Annotated in this window: 15 protein-coding genes; 14 read left to right on the top strand and 1 reads right to left on the bottom strand. The window is 70.4% G+C overall.

Going from position 1 to position 18,903, the window contains the following annotated elements; all coding sequences use genetic code 11:
- Positions 1-210 precede the first annotated feature (210 nt).
- The 8 genes from MRQ36_RS01935 to MRQ36_RS01900 all read left to right on the top strand — a co-directional run bounded on the left by MRQ36_RS01935 (position 211) and on the right by MRQ36_RS01900 (position 13,342).
- Entirely contained in the window at positions 211-1,011 is an 801-nt protein-coding gene (locus MRQ36_RS01935; protein ID WP_242792096.1) for a hypothetical protein, read from the top strand.
- Positions 1,001-3,760: a right-handed parallel beta-helix repeat-containing protein gene (locus MRQ36_RS01930; RefSeq protein WP_242792092.1), complete on the top strand. Its 2,760-nt coding sequence runs from the start codon at positions 1,001-1,003 to the stop codon at positions 3,758-3,760. The genes MRQ36_RS01935 and MRQ36_RS01930 overlap by 11 nt, the downstream gene beginning before the upstream one ends.
- A gap of 8 nt (positions 3,761-3,768) precedes the next feature.
- Positions 3,769-7,785: a type VII secretion protein EccCa gene (gene eccCa, locus MRQ36_RS01925; RefSeq protein WP_242792090.1), complete on the top strand. Its 4,017-nt coding sequence runs from the start codon at positions 3,769-3,771 to the stop codon at positions 7,783-7,785.
- A gap of 7 nt (positions 7,786-7,792) precedes the next feature.
- Entirely contained in the window at positions 7,793-9,151 is a 1,359-nt protein-coding gene (locus tag MRQ36_RS01920; RefSeq protein WP_242792086.1) for an EsaB/YukD family protein, read from the top strand.
- 724 nt (positions 9,152-9,875) lie between these two features.
- A complete protein-coding gene (locus MRQ36_RS01915; RefSeq protein WP_242792073.1) occupies positions 9,876-12,146 on the top strand; it encodes a hypothetical protein in 2,271 nt (756 codons plus the stop codon).
- Between the two features lie 56 nt (positions 12,147-12,202).
- Positions 12,203-12,550, top strand: a complete 348-nt coding sequence (locus tag MRQ36_RS01910; protein ID WP_308194767.1) for a WXG100 family type VII secretion target — start codon at positions 12,203-12,205, stop codon at positions 12,548-12,550.
- 42 nt (positions 12,551-12,592) lie between these two features.
- Positions 12,593-12,904, top strand: a complete 312-nt coding sequence (locus MRQ36_RS01905; protein ID WP_242792064.1) for a WXG100 family type VII secretion target — start codon at positions 12,593-12,595, stop codon at positions 12,902-12,904.
- A gap of 123 nt (positions 12,905-13,027) precedes the next feature.
- Positions 13,028-13,342, top strand: a complete 315-nt coding sequence (locus MRQ36_RS01900) for a YbaB/EbfC family nucleoid-associated protein (RefSeq protein ID WP_242792061.1) — start codon at positions 13,028-13,030, stop codon at positions 13,340-13,342.
- A 16-nt stretch (positions 13,343-13,358) separates the two neighbouring features.
- Here the strand turns inward: MRQ36_RS01900 and MRQ36_RS01895 are convergent, their stop codons facing one another.
- Positions 13,359-13,868 carry a sigma-70 family RNA polymerase sigma factor gene (locus tag MRQ36_RS01895; RefSeq protein ID WP_278187721.1) on the bottom strand — a complete coding sequence of 170 codons (510 nt, stop codon included), beginning with the start codon at positions 13,866-13,868 and terminating at the stop codon, positions 13,359-13,361.
- 344 nt (positions 13,869-14,212) lie between these two features.
- Between MRQ36_RS01895 and MRQ36_RS01890 the strand changes: the two genes are divergently transcribed.
- From MRQ36_RS01890 to MRQ36_RS01865, 6 genes are read left to right on the top strand one after another with little or no spacing between them, the layout of a single operon-like run.
- Positions 14,213-14,974 (top strand): DeoR/GlpR family DNA-binding transcription regulator, encoded by a 762-nt coding sequence (locus tag MRQ36_RS01890; protein WP_242792055.1) that lies wholly within the window; start codon positions 14,213-14,215, stop codon positions 14,972-14,974.
- Entirely contained in the window at positions 14,971-15,879 is a 909-nt protein-coding gene (gene pfkB, locus MRQ36_RS01885; RefSeq protein ID WP_242792052.1) for a 1-phosphofructokinase, read from the top strand. The genes MRQ36_RS01890 and pfkB overlap by 4 nt, the downstream gene beginning before the upstream one ends.
- Before the next feature lie 60 nt (positions 15,880-15,939).
- Positions 15,940-17,124 (top strand): PTS mannitol transporter subunit IICB, encoded by a 1,185-nt coding sequence (gene mtlA / locus MRQ36_RS01880; protein WP_242792050.1) that lies wholly within the window; start codon positions 15,940-15,942, stop codon positions 17,122-17,124.
- 5 nt (positions 17,125-17,129) lie between these two features.
- Positions 17,130-17,438 (top strand): PTS lactose transporter subunit IIB, encoded by a 309-nt coding sequence (locus MRQ36_RS01875; RefSeq protein WP_242792047.1) that lies wholly within the window; start codon positions 17,130-17,132, stop codon positions 17,436-17,438.
- On the top strand, positions 17,431-17,865 hold the full coding sequence (locus MRQ36_RS01870) for a PTS sugar transporter subunit IIA (RefSeq protein WP_242792043.1): 435 nt from the start codon (positions 17,431-17,433) through the stop codon (positions 17,863-17,865). The genes MRQ36_RS01875 and MRQ36_RS01870 overlap by 8 nt, the downstream gene beginning before the upstream one ends.
- Positions 17,862-18,902 carry a zinc-dependent dehydrogenase gene (locus MRQ36_RS01865; RefSeq protein WP_242792040.1) on the top strand — a complete coding sequence of 347 codons (1,041 nt, stop codon included), beginning with the start codon at positions 17,862-17,864 and terminating at the stop codon, positions 18,900-18,902. The genes MRQ36_RS01870 and MRQ36_RS01865 overlap by 4 nt, the downstream gene beginning before the upstream one ends.
- Position 18,903: the final 1 nt, after the last annotated feature.

Below are 18,903 nucleotides of genomic sequence, written 5' to 3'. Positions count from 1 at the left end.
GCGTCCCCGCAGCCGGGGCGATGATCGCGATGTCCGGTTCACCGGGCCGGCGCGCGAGGGGAACGAGAGCATGCACCACACGACCGACGACGCTCATGTCCACCGGGCGCTGCAAGTGGACGTTCCGACCCTGGCCGACGTGATGCCGGCCGGGTCGGACCTCGGCGCCGCGCCCGGGCCGCTCCGGCGACCGGTCGCATGACCGAGCCGGTGAGCACCGACCCCGTCGCCGAGCAGCCGGTGCGGCGCGCCACGGTGGCGGCCCCGCCGGCCCCCGAGCACCAGGCGTCGGCCGAGGTCAGCCAGCGACGCGAGTTCGTCCGCGCGTTCGTCGAGCACGCCGCCGAACGCCCGGCGAGCGAGCGGACGACCGTACGCCTGCCCACCCTGATCACCGTGACCGCGGTGGTGGCGGTCGGCGCGGTCGTCGTGGGCGTGTTCTGGAACCTGGTCCGGCCGATGACACCGGCGCAAAAGGCCGCGGCGAAGGGCACCACGGTGGCGCCGAGCGTCCGGCCGACGGGCACCTTCGAGGCGGTGACCGGCTGGGACTGCGAGGCCGCCGGAGACCGCGGGTTCGAGGCCCGCGGCCGTACCGGGCAGTGGCGCACGATCGGTGCGGGCGGCTGGTCGCAGGGCGGCTGCCACGGCACCTCCGTGACGCTGCCGCAGCCCGGCAGGAAGGACGGCCGGCCGGTCACCGGCCAGTCAGCGACCTGGTGGTTCACCACGGGCAAGGCCATCAACTCCTGCCACGTCAGTGTCTACCTCCCGAGGACCGGTTCGAAGCTGGTCGACAAGGCCACGTACACGGTGACCGCGGGGCCGTCCGGTGCCCCGTTCGCGAGCTTCACGATCGACCAGCAGGCGAATGCCGGCCGGTGGTTCGACGCGGGCAGCTACCCCGTGCACCAGAACCAGATCGCCGTCGGACTCGACGCCTCGAACACCTCCGGCGCCGGCGGAGCCCGGGTCGCGTTCGGTCAGGTACGGGTGAACTGTGCCAGCTGAGTCGTTCGTCGCCGCCGCTCCCGCCGCCGCCCGTACCCCACCGACCGGCCGGGTCGAGCGGGTCTCCACCCGAGTGTGGAGCCGGCACAAGACGATCGGTGCGGCCGTCCGCGCCGCCAGGCCCGGCACGGTCGTCGCGGTCTCCCCGGGCACCTACCGGGAGTGCCTGGTCCTGGACCACGAGGTGACGATCGTCGCCGAGGACGAATCCGGCGTGGTCGAACTGGTCGCGCCGGACGGGCCCGCGGTGCAGGTCCGCGGCGGCTCGGTCACGCTGCGCGGCATCACCGTACGCGGAGGCGGGACCGGCGGCGTCGCCGTGCTGGTCTCGGCCGGCCACCTCGACCTGGTGTCCAGCCGGGTCAGCGCCGGGTTCGTCCATGTCGGCGGCCGGGCCGAAGCCACGCTCACCGGCTGCGCCGTCGAGGAGACCGGACCGTGCGCGCTCAGCGTGGCCGACGGTGCCCGGCTGACGGCCGACGACCTGCGCGTCACGAAGATCTCCGGGGTCGGGGTGGTGGCGGACAGCTCGTCGCATCTGGTGCTGTCCGGCGCCGTGCTGCACGACGTGTCGGGCGTCGGCGTGCGCGTCGGCGACACCGCCACGGCCGTGCTCGAACGCTGCGACATCGGCTCGACCGGGGATGCGGGTGTGGAGGTACGCGAGAGCGCCGCGCTGCGCCTGCTCGACAGCCACATCCACGACGTCGGTGGCGACGGCGTACGCGTCCTCGGCAGCGGCGGCCTCGGCGCCGACTGGTGGCCCGCGCTGCGCCCCGGCCGCCCCGACGACCTGGTACCCGCCGAACCGGGCCCGACCGGGGGAGTCGTGGTGCGACGGTGCGAGATCAGCCGCACCGGGGCCGCGGGCATCGTGACCGGCGGCGAGTCGGCGACGCTGCTCGACGACAGCGCCCTCGACCGGGCGGGCAGCGCGGGCGTACTGGCCGTGCAGGACAGCCGGCTGGCGGTCCGCTCGGCGCGCGTCACCAACAGCGCCCAGACCGGCGTGGCGCTGCGCGACCAAGCCCAGGTGCGCTGGCGTGGCGGGTCGCTGACCGGCTCGAAGGCCAACGGCGTCTTCGCGGTCGACGACAGCCACCTGCAGCTGCGCGACGCGCAGGTGCGTGAGTGCGGCTTCACCGCCGTGCATCTCACCGGCACGGCGGCGGTGACCCTGTTGGGCGTCGCCGTGGCCGTGACCGCCGAGCTCGGCATCCGGGCCTCCGGTCGCGCGATGCTCTACGCGAGTGACACCGGCATCGACCACGCCGAACTCGTCGGCGTGCAGGTCGACGACGCGGCTGACGCCGTCCTGCGCGCGGTGACGATCACCAACTGCGGCACCGGCCTGCGCGTGGACACCCCGCACCGGGCTCTGCTCGCCGGCTGCACCGTGCGCGACATCGCCCACACCGGCGTGGAGATCGCGGCCGGCTCGGCACCGACCCTGCTCAGGTCGACGGTGGCACGCTGCGGGGCGGCGGGTGTCTTCCTGGACGCCGACGCCGAGCCGGTGCTCGAGGACTGCGAGATCGACACGGTCGGGGGGAGCGGGCTCGCGGTGTGGACGGATGCCCGCCCCGTGCTGCGCCGCGTGTCGATCACCGACGTCCGGAAGAACGGCCTCTACTTCGCCGCGGGCGCGCACGGTGAGGCCGAGGACGTCAGCATCTCGCGTACCGGCTACCCGGCGATCCACGTTGGCGCTGCGGCCGACCCCGTGCTGCGCCGCTGCGCCGTTCGGGACGCCGACGAGGACGTCAGCCTGGCGGACGACGCCGCCCCGGTCTTCGAGGCCTGTCACAGCGAGCGGGTGGGGTCCCCGGTGTGGCCCGCGACGGCGGAGACGGTGCCGGCGGTCGCCCGAACAGCGACGAAGAAGGACGGGACCGGCGGGGAACCGCCGACCGAGACGCCGGAGAACGCGTTGCAGCCGCTGCTCGACCAGCTCAACGAGCTCATCGGTCTGACCGGCGTCAAGCGGGACGTGGGCACGATGGTCAAGCTGATGCACCTCGTGAAGCGCCGCCGCGAAGCCGGGCTGGCACCACCGCCCATGTCACGCCACCTGGTGTTCGCCGGCAACCCCGGCACGGGCAAGACGACCGTCGCCCGCCTCTACGGCCAACTGTTGGCGGCCCTCGGCATGCTCACCAGCGGCCACCTCGTCGAGGTCGACCGCAGCATGCTGGTCGGCGAGTACGTCGGACACACCGCTCCCAAGACGCAGGCCGCATTCCAGCGTGCGCTCGGCGGGGTCCTGTTCATCGACGAGGCCTACGCTCTCGTGCCCGAAGGGCAGGGCAACGACTTCGGCAACGAGGCCATCGCGACGCTCGTGAAGTTGATGGAGGACCATCGGGAGGAGGTGGTGGTGATCGTCGCCGGCTATCCCGACCAGATGAACCGCTTCATCGGCGCCAACCCCGGCCTGTCGTCGCGCTTCTCCCGCACCCTCACCTTCGACGACTACGACGAGACCGAGTTGGTGCGGATCGTCGACAAGCAGGCGAGCGACCACGACTACCGGCTGTCCGACGCGGCCCGCGCGAGCCTGGCCCGCTACTTCGTCACGGTCGACCGCGGCGAGGGCTTCGGCAACGGCCGGTTCGCTCGCAAGGTGTTCCAGGAGATGACCGAGAACCACGCCGGGCGGGTCGCCGAGCTGGACGACCCGAGCGACGAGCAGCTGAGCACCCTGGAAGCCGCCGACCTGACCGACATCGCCTTCGACGTCCGAGGCTGAGGAGCCCGATGAGCCGCCTGGCGTTCCACCGCCCCGCGCGGATGCTGTTGCCGCAGCTCCCCTCGCAGCAGGTCACGCTGCCGAACCCGCCGGAGCCGCCCAAGGAGAACCCGGCGAACAACGCCTGGACCCTGCTGCTTCCGCTGCTGTCCAGTGTCGGTATGGCCGCCTACATGGTGACGTTCGGAAAGCCCGCACTGATCATCATCGGTGTGTTGTTCTTCCTGACCTCCACCGGTGCGGTCATCGGCATGCGGATGTCGCAGCGCAGCACCAACGGTCGGCAGGCCCGCAAGGCCCGCACCCGCTACCGCCGCCACCTCGCGTTGGCCCGTGACGAGGCGCGCGAGGTCGCGACCGCCCAGCGCACCGTCACGATGCTTGCCGACCCCGATCCGCACCGGCTGTGGTCGATCAGCACCAACCGGCACCGGGTGTGGGAGCGGCGGCAGAGCGACGAGGATTTCCTGCGCGTACGCATCGGTCACGGTGCGGTCCGGCTCGCCACCCCGCTGGGGCTGGACCCCAACATGGACCCGCTGGGCGACTACGACTGGGAGTCGCTGCAGGCCGCACACCGGCTCATCGACCGGATGGGCCACGTCGCGGCGCAGCCGATGATCATCGACGTGGGTCGCGCCGGCGTGCTCAGCGTCGTGGGCAGCCCACCACAGACGGACACCCTCGCCCGGGCCATGCTCACCCAGATCGGCGTGCTGCACGCGCCGGACGACGTCACCATCGCCGTGGAGACCTCCGGGGCCGAGCAGTGGGAGTGGACCAAGTGGCTCCCGCACACGTTCGAGCCCGACGCACGAGGCGAGAGTGGCACGGTGTCGCTGGTCGCCGAGGACCCCGAGGTGCTCGGCGCGTTCCTCGCCGGTGAGCTGGCCAAGCGCAACGAGCAGCAGATCAGCCGGCGCAACATGCTCAGCGGCGAGCGCTCCGACGACGCCAGGCAGCGCCGCCTGGTCGTGCTCTTCACCGGGTTCGCGCCCTTCTCCGAGTGGGGCCGCTCCGAGCTGATGAAGGCGCTGCTCCAGGCCGCCGGTCACCAGCTCGGCATCACGCTGGTCTTCCTCAGCCAGCGCGAGCAGGACGAGCCGAGCCGCGTCGACCTGCGCATCCGCTTCGACCACGAGGGGCACATCGTCAGCGAGGGCAACCTCGCGGCGGTGGTCACCCCCGCACACCGGTGCCGGCCCGACGAGGTGACCCCGCAGCTCGCCGAACTCATCGCCCGCAACCTCGCCCCGCTACGGCTGAGCGACGAGCGGGAGCAGGTGCTGACCCGTACCCGCTCCCTCAGTGAGATGGTCCTGGGCAGCGACCCCGGCCGCGCCGACGTGACCAGCCGCTGGGTCAAAGCGGGGGACCCGCGCATGCTGCGCGCCCCGATCGGCACCGACGGCGACGGCCAGACCGTCATGCTGGACATCAAGGAGTCCGGCCAGGGCGGCTCCGGACCGCACGGGCTCATCGTGGGTGCGACCGGCTCCGGCAAGTCGGAGCTGCTGCGGACGCTCGTCACCGGCCTGGCGCTGACACACTCGCCGGAGCTGCTCTCGTTCGTCCTGATCGACTTCAAGGGCGGTGCCGCGTTCGCGCCGCTCCGAGACCTCCCGCACGTCTCGGGGCTGATCACCAACCTCGCCGACGACGCGGCGATGATCGACCGTGTCCTGGCCGCGCTCATGGGCGAGCAGCAGCGCCGCCAGCACATCCTGCGGGACGCGGGAAACATCGACACGGTACGCGAGTACCAGATCCGCCGCGCGGCCGGTGCCGTCGGCGCCGACGGTGAACCCCTCGAACCGCTGCCCACGCTGCTCATCGTCGTCGACGAGTTCAGCGAACTACTCTCCGGGCGCCCCGAGTTCGCCGACCTGTTCGTCCAGATCGGCCGGGTGGGCCGGTCCCTGGGCATGCATCTGCTGATGGCCACCCAGCGGCTCGAGGAGGGCAGGCTGCGCGGTCTCGACTCGCACCTGTCGTACCGGATCTGCCTGCGCACGTTCTCCGCGGCCGAGAGCCGCACGGTGATCGGCACGACGGACGCGTACAAGTTGCCGTCCATTCCCGGATCCGCGTACCTCAAGGTCGACGAGTCGATCTACCAGCGGTTCCGGGTCGCCCACGTCTCCGCCCCCTACGTCAGCCCAGAGGAGCGGCTGGCCGGAATGGGCGCGGGCGACACCACCATCGCGCCGTTCGACCTGCGCTCCGACGCCGTCGTCGTCGGTCGCGAGAGCGACGAGTTCGCGGAGCTGGCCGCCCGGCCCGGCCCCACCGAGCTGCAGATCGTCGCCGAGCGACTGCACTCGATCGCCAGTCCCGCGCACCAGGTGTGGCTGCCACCGCTGCCCGCCGCACTGGCCCTCGACCACCTCGTCGGCCGACCGACGCCCAAGACCGGCCGCGGATACGCCGCCCGCCTGTGGCCGCTCTCCGGCCGACTCGCCGTCCCGATCGGTCTCATCGACCTGCCACTCAAGCAGGACCAGGAGACGTTGGTGATGGACTTCGCCGGTGTGCACGGACACCTTGCCGCGGTGGGCGCCCCGCGCACCGGCCGCAGCACCTTCCTGCGCACCGTGATGATGTCCGGGATGCTCACGCACACCCCTGACGAGCTGCAGTTCTACTGCATCGACTTCGGTGGTGGCACGCTGCACCCGTATGCTTCCGCGCCGCACGTCGGCGTTGTGGCCGGGCGTAACGACCCCGAGCTGGTCAATCGCACGTTCGCCGAGATCCGCACGCTGATCGTGCGGCGCGAGCGGCAGATGCGCGAACTGGGCGTCGAGTCCATCGCCGAGCTGCGCGAGCGCCGCCAGGCGGGGCTGCTCCCCGCCGGGCTACGGGCGGCCGACGTCTTCCTGATGATCGACAACTGGGGGGCGCTGCGGGCCGAGTTCGAGAACGCGGAGGCGTACGTCACCGAGATCGCCGCACGTGGGCTCGGTGCCGGTGTCCACCTCGTCATGACCTCCGGGCGGTGGAACGACATCCGGCCCGCCCTGCGGGACAGCATCGGCACCCGCATCGAGCTGCGGCTCAACGATCCCACCGAGTCCGACGTCCACCGCCGGCTCGCCGCGAGGATCCCGTCCAACATGGCCGGCCGGGGCATCAGCGCGCCCGGCGTCTTCTTCCAGCTCGTCCTGCCCCGCCTCGACGGCAACGACTCCGCCGACGGCCTGCGCGAGGCCCAGGAAGAGGCGCTCGCCAAGGTGACCGAGCACTGGACCGGGCCGGCCGCACCGCCGATCCGGCTGCTGCCGCAGCGGGTGCTGGTGAGCGAACTGCCGCAGCTGCCCGGCGAGGCGGTACCGATCGGCCTCGCCGAGCACGACCTCTCCGCGGTCGGACTCGACCTGCAGGGCAGCGACCCGCACTTCCTCGTCTACGGCGACGCCGGGTCGGGCAAGAGTTCGCTGCTGCGTACCTGGCTCAGCGGACTCGTCGAGCGGACCTCGCCGTACGACGTGCGCGTCGTGCTCATCGACTACCGGCACACGCTGATGGGTGCCGTGCCGGAGGAACACCTCGGGGCGTACGCGGGCGACGCGGGGACGGCCCAGGTGTACGTGCAGCAGGTGGTGGAGAAGCTCAAGGAGCGGGTACCTCCGCCCGGCATCACCCCCGCGCAATTGAAGGCGCGCGACTGGTGGGAGGGCACCGAGATCTACGTGGTCGTCGACGACTACGACCTGATCGTCGGCCCGCAGAGCGTCCTCGCGCCGCTGCTGCCGTTCGTCCCGCAGGCCCGCGAGGTCGGCCTGCACCTGGTCCTCGCCCGCCGGGTCGCCGGGATGGTCCGCAGCGGCATGTCCGACACGCTCACCACCCGCATTCGGGACATGGGCTGCGGCGGCCTCATCCTCTCGGGCGATCCGAAGGAAGGGATCGTGCTCGGCGACGAACGCGCGGCGCAGCGGCCCCCGGGGCGGGGTGTGCTCGTCCGCCGGGGCCAGCCCAACCGCCTCATCCAGACCGCCCTCACCGAGACCACCCAGGGGTAGACCCGTCATGGCCAACGAACAGACCCGCGTCACTGTGGTCGGCACCTACCGCAGCACCGACGTCGCCCTCCCGTCGCTGAGCCCGCTCGGCGAGTTCACCCCGCGACTCGCCGCCGTGTGCGGCCAGGACGGCAACGACCAGCTTCCACCCGTGTGGACGCTGTCCCGGCCCGACACCGGCCCGTTCGCCCTCGACACCAGCCTGCTCCAGGCCGGCGTCGTCGACGGCGACGTCCTCTACCTCTACGACCTGGCGGACGGCCCGGTCGACGCGCCCATCGTCAAGGAGATCGACGAGATCGTCGCCGAGGAGACCGAGGAGCTGCGGCTGAGCTCGGTGCACCCCGGCCCGGTCGTCACCGGCATCGGCCTGCTGCTGCTGCTGGCCGCGGCGGTGCTGGTCGGCTTCCGCCACGACGCCGACACCGGAGCGGCGATCGGCCTCACCGTCGGTGGCCTCGTGCTGCTGGGGGCGGCGTGGGGAGTACGCCAGAAGGAATCGGCCACCCCACCGGTGCTCATCCAGCTGATGGCGCTGACCGCCGTGCCGGCGCTGGCCGCCGCCGGCAGCCTCGTCGCCGAGGGCCTCGGCTTCTCCGCGTGGTCCGGCGCCGCCGTCGGCGCCAACACCGCGATGCTCATGGCCGTCGCCATGTTCGGCGACGTGCTCCTCATCGCCGTCGAGCTGTCCCTCGCCGTCGGCGCCGGCGTGGTGGCGCTCACCGGTGGTCTGGAGGCGGACGCCGTCGAGGCCAGCGCCGTCGTCGCCGCCGTCGCCATCGGCATGCTGGCCATGTCGCGCCGGCTCGCCGCCACCGTCACCGCGTGGGGTCAGAAGCTTCCCCGCGGCCGGCAGGCGTTCGCCGAGGCCACCACCGGGCTCGTCGACCGCTCCGCCCAGGTCACCGCGGTCGTCATGGGCGGGCCGATCGTGGCGCTCTGCATCGCCCTGCCGGTGCTGGCGCTCTCCGGGCGTACGTTCGCCGTCGTGCTGGGGGGCATCTGCTGCCTGGCTCTCTTCGCGCGCAGCAGGGGCGCCGCCTTCACGGCCGAGCTGTGGATGCTGTCCGTCGCGACCGCCGCCGGTGTCTTCGGCCTGCTGGCCGCAGGGACGAAGTCGATGGGCGGTGCCGGCGCCTCGTCGCTGCTCGTGGGCATCGCGCTCGCGGTGGTGCTGGTCGGTGTCGGCATGAGCGTGCTGATCCCACCGCGCCGGAAGCACACCGGCTCCGGGCCGAAACCGCCGATCCGCCGTAGCCGCTCCGAGGTCGTCGGAGCCGGGGCCGCGATGGCGATCGCACCGCTGACGATCGGCGTCTTCGGCACCTTCGGGCACCTCATGATGGTGGGCCGGACGCTGTTCTGAGCGGGTGCCCGGGGGAGGCCGGTGGCGGCGTCCTCCGGGCCCGTTCAGCCCTCGACGGCGCGGGAGACGGCCACGTTCGATTGCTCGACGGGTCACTTCGCCTCGTCGCCGGCGGAGCGTCTCCGCCCCGCGCGGCGCCAACCCACCCGGCTCCTGCGCCGGCGGCTGCGACAAACCCTCCGGCAGCCGCTCCGTGAGGCGTCGGCACAGGTAGGAACCACCCTGCGCGGTCACTCGCGTCGCTTCGCGTACGGCCTCCTGCTCGGCCTGCCGGCTGACGCAGCCGCGCACACCCGCGAGGATCGACTCCATCAGGCCGCCGGCTCCCGGCCACTCCGCGCCGACCAGCACCGGCCCGTGCCGGATCGTCCGCCTGATCAGGCTGCCGACCGTGCACTCCGGGCGGGCCACATCCAGCACCACCAGATCGAAGCTTCCGGCAGGTCGTCGATGCCGGCCACCGCCGATTCCACCCGTGGACCGGATCGTCCCCGACCAGCGTCTCCAGGCCGGCACGCCAGATCGGTTGCTCGGCCATCACCGCGACTGTGTACACGGTTCCTCCACGCCATCCCCTCGCCCGTGCCGGGAGGCCGTTCGGGATCGGGTTGCGGATGCGGCTAGAAACTCCGTTCCACGTCCCCGAACGGATGGCTTGCCCCGATCTCCCGGCCCGCTCATACGCTCAGATCGCTGTCCAGCCGATCAGTCGCAGGAGCTTGCCGTGTCCACACCAGAGTCCGTCGACGGCATCCCTCTAGCCCAGGCCAGCCCGGTCGTGATTTATCCAGCCGAGCCGGCGGAGCCTGACGCGGCCCAGTTCAGCCCGGTTGAGCCGGCCTTCGTGCGGAGCGCCCGTGGTGACAAGGTCATTCAGGACCCTGATGGTGGCGTGGTGCGGCAGGAGTTGGCGGACGGCGGAGTCTATGACCGGTTCGACAATGAGGGCAGGCCGATCCACGGCGTTGTCGATGGCCAGGGTATGGACATCAGCTACGCCCCCGACGGCAGCAGTGTCTTGTCGTATGCCGGTGGTGACAAGGTCATGCTGGACCCCGACGGTGGCGTGGTGCGGCAGGCCACCGCGGATGGTGGGGTGTTCGATCGGTTTGATGGTGGCGGTCGGCCGACGCATGGTGTGGTTGATGGTCAGCCGGTGGATGTGGTTTATGGCGGTGATGGTGGTAGCACGTGGCGGTACGGCGACGGCACTTCGGTAAGTCGGGATGCTGATGGTGGCGTGGTGCGGCAGGAGTTGCCGGACGGTGGGGTCTATGACCGGTTCGACGGTGAGGACCGGCCGACGCATGGTGTGGTTGATGGTCGGAACGTCGATATTCGTTACGCCGCGAATGGCGGCAGTGTGCAGTCGTATGCCGGTGGTGAGACGGTCACGCTGGACGCTAATGGTGATGTGGTGCGGCAGGAGTTGCCGGACGGCGTCGGGTTCTACGACCGGTTCGACGGTGAGGGCAGGCCGGTTCACGGCGTCATTGACGGTCAGAGCGTCGATATTCGTTATGCCGCGGATGGCGGCAGTGTGCTGTCGTATGCCGGTGGTGAGACGGTCACGCTGAGCCCCGACGGGAGTGTCGTTCGGCAGGAGTTGCCGGACGGCGTCGGGTTCTACGATCGGTTCGACGGTGAGGACCGGCCGACGCATGGTGTGGTTGATGGTCGGAACGTCGATATTCGTTATGCCGCGGATGGCGGCAGTGTGCAGTCGTATGCCGGTGGTGAGACGGTCACGCTGAGCCCCGACGGGAGTGTCGTTCGGCAGGAGTTGCCGGACGGCGTCGGGTTCTACGACCGGTTCGACGGTGAGGACCGGCCGACGCATGGTGTGGTCGATGGTCGGAACGTGGACATCACCTACGCCCCCGACGGCGGCAGTGTGCAGTCGTATGCCGGTGGTGAGAAAGTCACGCTCAACCCCGACGGGAGCATCGCCCGGCAGGAGTTGCCGAACGGCGCCGGGTTCTACGACCAGTTCGACGGTGAGGACCGGCCGGTCCACGGCGTCATCGATGGCCGGAACGTGGACATCACCTACGCCCCCGATGGCAGCAGTGTGCAGTCGTACGAGGATGACGGCACGAAGATCTACCGCGACCCCGACTACAACCTCACGAAGCAGGTCCTCTCCGACGGGACGACGTACGACACGTTCGACACCAAGGAGCGCCCGACGCATGGCGTGGTCCCGGCCCGGGACGGCCGGCCGGCGCAGCAGGTGTCGATAACCTACGGTCCGGATGGGTCGAGTACGTCGACGTTCGGTGACGGCGCGGTCGTCAAGCGCGACGGCGCGGATAATCTGACGTCGATGCAGTCGAATGGCTGGACATTCGACACGTTCGACGCCCAGGATCGGCCGACCGCGGGCACTGAGGACGGCACCGGCAGAACGGTGAAGGTGGTCTACGCGAAGGACGGCAGCAGCGTCTGGACCTACAGCGACGGCAACATCGTCACCCGCGACGCCAAGGGTGACCTGCTGAACTCGCAGGCGAACGGCTGGACGTACGACGAGTTCGACAGCGAGGCCCGCCCGACGCACGGCTATGACGGCGACGGCAACACCGTCGACATCAAATACACGGCCGACGGGCTGGTCGAGTCGACGTTCGGCAATGGCACCGTGGTCGGTTCCGACTCCGACGGCAACCCGATCTACCAGATCGTCAACGGCGAGCGGGCGGAATACGCCGTCGAGATCCCAAAGCTCGGCGCCGCGATCAAGAAGATCGAGGGCGAGCGGGACGCGATCGAAGTAGCGCTGAAAATTCTGTGGGCGTACTTCGAGGACGCGGTCGGGAGCGCGTGGGTGAGCCCGTCCGGGACCAAGTACCAGGAGCTGGGCAAGGACATGAGCAAGCTGACGATCGACACCAAGGGTCTACTGGACGACGCGATCCGCGCCATGCAGAAGTCCTACGACACCTACGTGGGCGCCGAGGGCGCGAACACCAAGAACATGACGAACGCCAAATAGCGCCTGTTGTCCCCTAAAAAGGTCTCTCGCGGCGAACGCGGAGCGCGGGGAGCCTGATGTTCAGGAATCGAGGAAGGAACGGCATGGACCATATTCTCGTAACACCGGAGATGATTTCCGATGCGGCGGCGAGCTGTGACACCACCGCGACGGACATCGACGGTGAGCTGGCGGCACTGCGCTCCTACGTCGTGAACCTCCAGGGGATCTGGCACGGCGTGGCGTCCGACCAGTTCAACATCCTGATGCACGACTTCGATGTGTTCGGCAAGATGCTGCACGACGCGCTCACCGACATCGCGTCCGGTCTGCGCGGCAACTTCGTCAACTACGTCGACGCGGAGCAGGCCAACATCTCCAGCCTGGTCGCGGTCAACGGTGACATTCCCGGCGCCCGCCTCTAGTGATCGCGGCACCGCCTCCATCATCAGAATCAGGAGTGGACCATGGCAGACCCCGCCACCAGTAATCTGCGCGTACCCGCGGAGCTCGAACTCGCCGGTCAGCAGCTCAACACGAAGGCGACCGAGATCGTCGGTCAGCTGGATGCCCTGATCGCCAAGCTGGCACCGCTGCAGGACACCTGGGAAGGGCCCGCGCAGTCCTACTACCAGGGCCTGCAGAACGAGTGGAACATCGCCGCGGACGGCCTCTTCGGCCCGACCGGCGTTCTCGGTCAGATCGCCTCGGCGATGAACGTGTCGTGGAACAACTACGCCGATGGTGAATGGGCGAACGTGCGTACCTGGAAGGTCTGACAGGCCCGCCGGCAGCCGCCGCCGGGAGTCGGCGGCGGCTCTGGCACGTCCCCCTTCGGGGACCTGGCGGCCGATCCCGTGAGCCGTGGGAGTGTTCCGGGAAGCCCGTGGAAGGAGTGCGCGATGGCGTCGAACGACCTTGACCAGATGCTCGAGCGGTTGCGGCTGGTCTCGAACCAGATGGCGGATATGCGGGACCGGCTGGTCGTCAGCGAGGTGGTCGGCAGCTCCTGTGACGGCGCGGTGGCCGTGACGATGACCGCTGACGCCGAGTTCCGGGACGTCCGGCTCGACCCGGAGCTGCTCCGACGCGCCCAGCACGAGGAGGTCGAGGACCTGGTGCTGGAGGCCCTGAAGGACGCCGGCGCGCAGCTGCGCCGGCTGACCGAAGAGCGGATGAGCCAGGTGACCGAGGCACTGTCGGCGTTCGTTGACTGAGGCTGCTTACGCGCCGTCAGGTTCGTTCGCGCTGGTCTGTGGGATCGAAATCGAAGCCGCGACTGACGAGTGCCTCTCGCATGGCCCGAAGGGCATAGAAAGTGCGTGACTTGACGGTGCCGGCCGGGACGTCGAGAGCGTCGGCGGCCTCGGACACCGACCGTTCCCGGAAGAAGATCTCGACCAGCGTGATACGCAGCCGCTCGGGCAGGGAGTCGAGCGCGGCCCGGACCTCACGTGCGTCCAGGAGGCGCTCGATGGCGTCGTCCGGCTGCGCGTGATCATCGATGTAATCGACCGGCAGCTCGGCCGGCCGGACGTCGGCGGAGCGCACCTGGTCGATCAGGATGCGTTTGGCAACGGTGAACAGCCAGGCCCGGTTCCAGTGTCCCTCGGCGTTGCGGGCTTCTGGATTCCGCCACGCCCGCAACAGCGTCTCCTGCACGATGTCCTCGGCGCGGTGGACGTCGCCCCTGGTCAACCGGGTCAGGAAGCTCAGTAGCACGGGCGCGTGGACCTGCTGCAGATGCCGCAGGGCGGCGACATCTTCGGGACGGTCTCTGCTCGGACTCAGGCCATCCGCAGGGGGCTGCGGGTCAGCCGCCGTGTCACTGGCGCCGCTGACGTCTGGGGAGGGTCGCACGCGGCAAAGACTTACACCCGGGATCACCAGTTGTCCACCCAGGACGTCCGACGAGGGCGGCCGGGGCCGCTGGGTGCCTGGGCTGCCCATCGACGGCGATGCGGTGTGGACCGACCGTCCGTCCGGCGGTGACGGCGATGTGGTTTTCTGTGGCTCTTCCCTTGACTTCCACCCGAGCCGGGCGTAAACAAAGCACAAGCAAAATGAAACGGCGGTGAAACAACAGCATGTACGCCGAAGAGCGACAGCAGGAGATCCTTCGCATCGCCCGGGAGGTGGGCCGGGTCGAGGTGGCTGGCCTGGCCGACGGGCTCAACGTGACGTCGGAGACCATCCGCCGTGATCTCACCATCCTGGAGCGGGCCGGTGTGCTGCGCCGGGTCCATGGTGGAGCGATCCCGGTCGAGCGGCTCGGGTTCGAGCCCGCGCTGGCGGCGCGTGACGCGGTGCTCATCGAGGAGAAGGAGCGCATCGCCAAGCTTGCCCTGAGTGAGGTGCCGGAGGAGGGCGCGATCATTCTCGACGCCGGCACCACCACCGCCCGGCTGGCCCAGTTGCTGCCGGTCGACCGCGAGTTGACCGTCGTGGTCAACTCGCCGGTCATCGCCACGACCCTCAGTACGTATGCCAACCTCAACGTCCTGCTGTTGGGTGGACGTGTTCGCGGGAAGACCCTCGCGACCGTCGACGACTGGGCGCTGAGGCCGTTGGCAGACCTCTACGTCGATGTCGCGTTCGTCGGGACCAACGGCATCTCGGTCGAGCGGGGGCTGACCACCCCGGACCCGGCCGAGGCGGCGGTGAAGCGGGCGATGGTCCGTGCGGCCCGCCGCACCGTGCTGGTCGCCGATCACACCAAGCTCGGCAACGACTATCTGGCCCGGTTCGCCGAGCTGGCCGATGTCGACCTGCTCATCACCGACAGCCGTGCCGACCGCGACCTGGTCGGTGACCTGGAGGCTGCGGGCGTTCGGGTGGTGCGAGCATGATCGTCACCGTAACCCTCAACCCCAGCCTCGACCGCGCCGTGGAGGTCGACTCGCTCACCCGGGGCGAGGTCATCCGGGCTGCCGCGGCCCACCTCGACCCCGGCGGCAAGGGCGTCAACGTATCCCGTGCCCTGCTGGCCAACGGGGTGCCGTCGGTAGCGGTGTTGCCGTCCGGCGGTGACGAGGGCGACCAGCTCATCCGCCTGCTCAAGGCGGAGGGCGTGGAGGTCCTCGCCGTGTCGATCTCCGGACGGACCCGTTCCAACATCACTCTGGCCGAGCCCGACGGCACGGTCACGAAGATCAACGAGCCTGGCCCGACCATGTACCGCGCCGAGTTCGATGAGGTGATCGACCGGGTGCTCGCCCGCGCGGACGGTGCCGACTGGGTCGTGCTGTGCGGCAGCGTCCCGCCCGGTCTGCCCGCCGACGCGTACGCCCGGTTGTGCCGGAAGCTGCGTGCTGCCGGCGTCCGGGTCGCCGTCGACACCAGCGGCCCGGCCCTGCGCGAGGCGGCGCTGGCCGGCGCGAACCTGCTCAAGCCCAACCGCGAGGAACTGGCCGAGGTGGTCGGCGCCCCGCTGACCGACCTCGGCGACGTGGTCGACGCCGCCCAGTGCCTGCGGGACTGGGGGGCCGGCACCGTCGTGGCCAGCCTCGGTGCCGACGGCGCCGTGCTGGTCGACGCCGACGGGGTGCACACCGGCACCTGTCCGGTCGCCCGGCCCCGCAGCACCGTCGGCGCCGGCGACGCCCTGCTCGCCGGGTTCCTCGCCGCGGGCGCGCAGGGCACCGCCGCTCTCGCCGAGGGCCTGGCCTGGGGCGCTGCCGCGGTGAGCCTGCCCGGCAGCCGGATGCCCGGCCCCGCGGACCTGTTCCGCCACCTTGTCACCATCCACCCCTGACCGGACGGCCGGTTTCCCCTGCGGCCCTCCGACCGCCACCCTTCCGAAGGAGATACCCCCGTGAGCTCCTCCTCCTACACACCAGATGTGCAGGGCCAAGGCTTCAAAGCCACGGTGCAGCGCATCGGCGGCTACCTGGCCGCGATGGTCATGCCCAACATCGGCGCGTTCATCGCCTGGGGCCTGATCACCGCACTGTTCATCCCGACCGGCTGGATCCCCAACAAGACCCTGGCCGAACTGGTCGGCCCGATGATCACCATTCTGCTGCCGGTGCTCATCGGCTACACCGGCGGCCGGCTGGTCCACGGCCAGCGCGGCGCGGTCGTGGCCGCGGTGGCGACCATGGGCCTCGTCGTCGGCGCGGACGTGCCGATGATCCTCGGCGCGATGATCATCGGCCCGCTCACCGCCTACGTCCTCAAGCTGTTCGACGGCCTGGTCGAGAACAAGATCCGTCCCGGCTTCGAGATGCTGGTCGACAACTTCAGCGCCGGCATCATCGGCGCCGCGATGGCCATCGGCGGTGCCTACGGTGTCGGCCCGGTGGTCGAATGGCTCACCAAGCAGGCCGGCTCGGGCGTCGACTGGCTCGTCGACAACGATCTGCTGCCGCTGACCTCGGTGCTCGTCGAACCCGCCAAGGTGCTCTTCCTCAACAACGCCATCAACCACGGCGTGTTCGGTCCGCTGGGCATCGCCGAGGCGGCCGACAAGGGCAAGTCGGTCCTTTTCATGATCGAGTCAAACCCCGGCCCCGGCCTCGGCCTGCTGCTCGCCTTCATGCTCTTCGGCCCCCGCGCGCTGCGGGCCAGCACACCGGCCGCGATCATCGTGCAGTTCCTCGGCGGCATCCACGAGATCTACTTCCCGTACGTGCTGATGAAGCCGAAGCTGATCCTCGCCATGATCGCCGGGGGCGCGGCCGGCGTCGGCACCTTCGTGATCACCGGTGCGGGCCTGGTCGCCACCCCCTCGCCGGGCAGCATCTTCGCCTACCTCGCGGTCACCCCCAAGGGCAGCCACTTCGGGGTCCTTCTCGGCGTCCTGATCGCGGCTGCCGTCACCTTCGCGGTCGCCTCGGCCCTGCTCGGCTTCGGCCGCGGCGAGCCCGCCGCGGCCGACCTGGGCCCGGATGGGGAGACCGCTGTCCGCCCGGACGAAGAGACGGCCGTGCGCCCCGACGGAGAGCGGGTCGCCAGCCAGGACGAGGCCCGCACCGAACCGGCCAAGCAGGAGGTCTGAGCAGCATGCCCACCATCAACGGCACAGAGATCAAGAAGGTTGTCGTCGCCTGCGACGCCGGCATGGGCAGCAGCGTGATGCTGGCCAGCCAGCTCCGGCGGCAACTGGCGAAGAACGCGGTGACCGTCGAGCACACGCCGGTCAACTCGATCCCGGCCGACGCCGACGTGGTCATCTGCCACCAGGGGCTCGCCGCGCGGGCCCGGGTCAGCGCGCCCGACAAGGTGATCGTGCCGATCCAGGTGTTCCTCGGCGACCCGGGCGTCACCAAGGTCGTGAACGCGGTGCAGCGCGGCGGTGAACTGAGTGGCTGAGCTGCTGGCCCGGGACGCGATCCGGCTCGACGAGCGGGCCGGATCGCGGGACGAGGCGATCCGCCGCTGCGGCGCGGTACTCGTCGAGGTCGGCGCGGTCGCCCCGGCGTACGTGGACGCCATGCTCGCCCGTGAGCAGAGCGTCTCCACGTACATCGGGGAGGGTGTCGCCATCCCGCACGGGACGCTGCACAGCAAGGAGTCGGTCCAGCGCGATGCCCTCGCGGTGCTGCGCTTTCCGGACGGCGTCGACTGGGACGGCTTCGACGTGCGGGTCTGCGTCGCCATCGCCGCTGCCGGCGACGGGCACGTGGACATCCTGGCCCAGCTCGCCTCGGTGCTGATGGATCCGGAACAGGCACAGCGGCTACGAGAGTCGACGAATGTCGATGACGTGATCAGTATTCTCGAAGGGAAGCAATCGTGAAGGTTGTCCGATTCCACGCGCCCGGTGACGTCCGCATCGAGGACGCCCCCGAGCCCACGCCGGGCGCCGCCGACGTGAAGATCCGCGTCCGCGCCTGCTCTACCTGCGGCACCGACGTGAAGATCTCCCGCTTCGGCCACCACCACATCGATCCGCCGCGTGTCATGGGCCACGAGATCGCCGGCGAGATCACCGAGGTCGGCGGCGACGTCACCGGCTGGCAGCCGGGGGACCGGGTGCAGGTCATCGCCGCCATCCCGTGCGGCACCTGCGCCGAGTGCCGGCACGGCCGGATGACCGTGTGCCCCAACCAGGTGTCGATGGGATACCACTTCGACGGCGGCTTCGCCGAGTACATGGTCGTGCCGCACAACGTCCTCGCCGTCGACGGGCTCAACCGGATCCCCGAGGGACTCAGCTTCGCCGAGGCGTCCGTCGCCGAGCCGCTCGCCTGCGTCCTCAACGGCCAGAACCTCGCCGGGGTGGGGGAGGGCGACGACGTGGTCGTCGTGGGCTCCGGCCCGATCGGCTGCCTGCACGTCCGCCTGGCCCGGGCGCGTGGCGCGGCCCGGGTGTTCCTCGTCGACCTCAACCGCGAACGCCTCGATCTGGCCGCCAACCTGGTGCAGCCGGACGCGGCGATCTGCGGCGCCGAGACCGACGTGGTCGACGCGGTGCTCAAGCTCACCGAGGGCCGGGGCGCCGACGTCGTCATCACCGCCACGGCCGCGGGCGCCGCCCAGGAACAGGCGGTGCAGATGACCGCGCGGCAGGGCCGGATCAGCTTCTTCGGTGGCCTGCCGAAGGACAAGCCGGTCATCTCCCTGGACTCCAACCTCGTGCACTACCGCGAGCTGACCATCGTTGGGGCCAACGGCTCCAGCCCGGAGCACAACAAGGAGGCGCTGCGGCTCATCGCCAGCGGCGCCGTGCCGGTAGCCGACCTCATCACCCATCGCCTGCCGCTCGACCGCGCCCTCGACGCCTTCGGCATCGTCGCGCGCGGTGAAGCGATCAAGGTGACGATCGAGCCGTAGG

The organism is Micromonospora sp. R77 (genome assembly GCF_022747945.1).
Lineage (GTDB): Bacteria > Actinomycetota > Actinomycetes > Mycobacteriales > Micromonosporaceae > Micromonospora.
This window is presented reverse-complemented; position numbering and strand designations above follow the sequence as displayed.

Excerpts from the sequence above, each read along its gene's own strand:
- eccCa (WP_242792090.1), top strand. The coding sequence starts at position 3,769 with ATGAGCCGCCTGGCGTTCCACCGCCCCGCGCGGATGCTGTTGCCGCAG.
- MRQ36_RS01920 (WP_242792086.1), top strand. The coding sequence starts at position 7,793 with ATGGCCAACGAACAGACCCGCGTCACTGTGGTCGGCACCTACCGCAGC.
- MRQ36_RS01910 (WP_308194767.1), top strand. The coding sequence starts at position 12,203 with ATGTTCAGGAATCGAGGAAGGAACGGCATGGACCATATTCTCGTAACA.
- MRQ36_RS01905 (WP_242792064.1), top strand. The coding sequence starts at position 12,593 with ATGGCAGACCCCGCCACCAGTAATCTGCGCGTACCCGCGGAGCTCGAA.
- MRQ36_RS01900 (WP_242792061.1), top strand. The coding sequence starts at position 13,028 with ATGGCGTCGAACGACCTTGACCAGATGCTCGAGCGGTTGCGGCTGGTC.
- MRQ36_RS01890 (WP_242792055.1), top strand. The coding sequence starts at position 14,213 with ATGTACGCCGAAGAGCGACAGCAGGAGATCCTTCGCATCGCCCGGGAG.
- pfkB (WP_242792052.1), top strand. The coding sequence starts at position 14,971 with ATGATCGTCACCGTAACCCTCAACCCCAGCCTCGACCGCGCCGTGGAG.
- MRQ36_RS01875 (WP_242792047.1), top strand. The coding sequence starts at position 17,130 with ATGCCCACCATCAACGGCACAGAGATCAAGAAGGTTGTCGTCGCCTGC.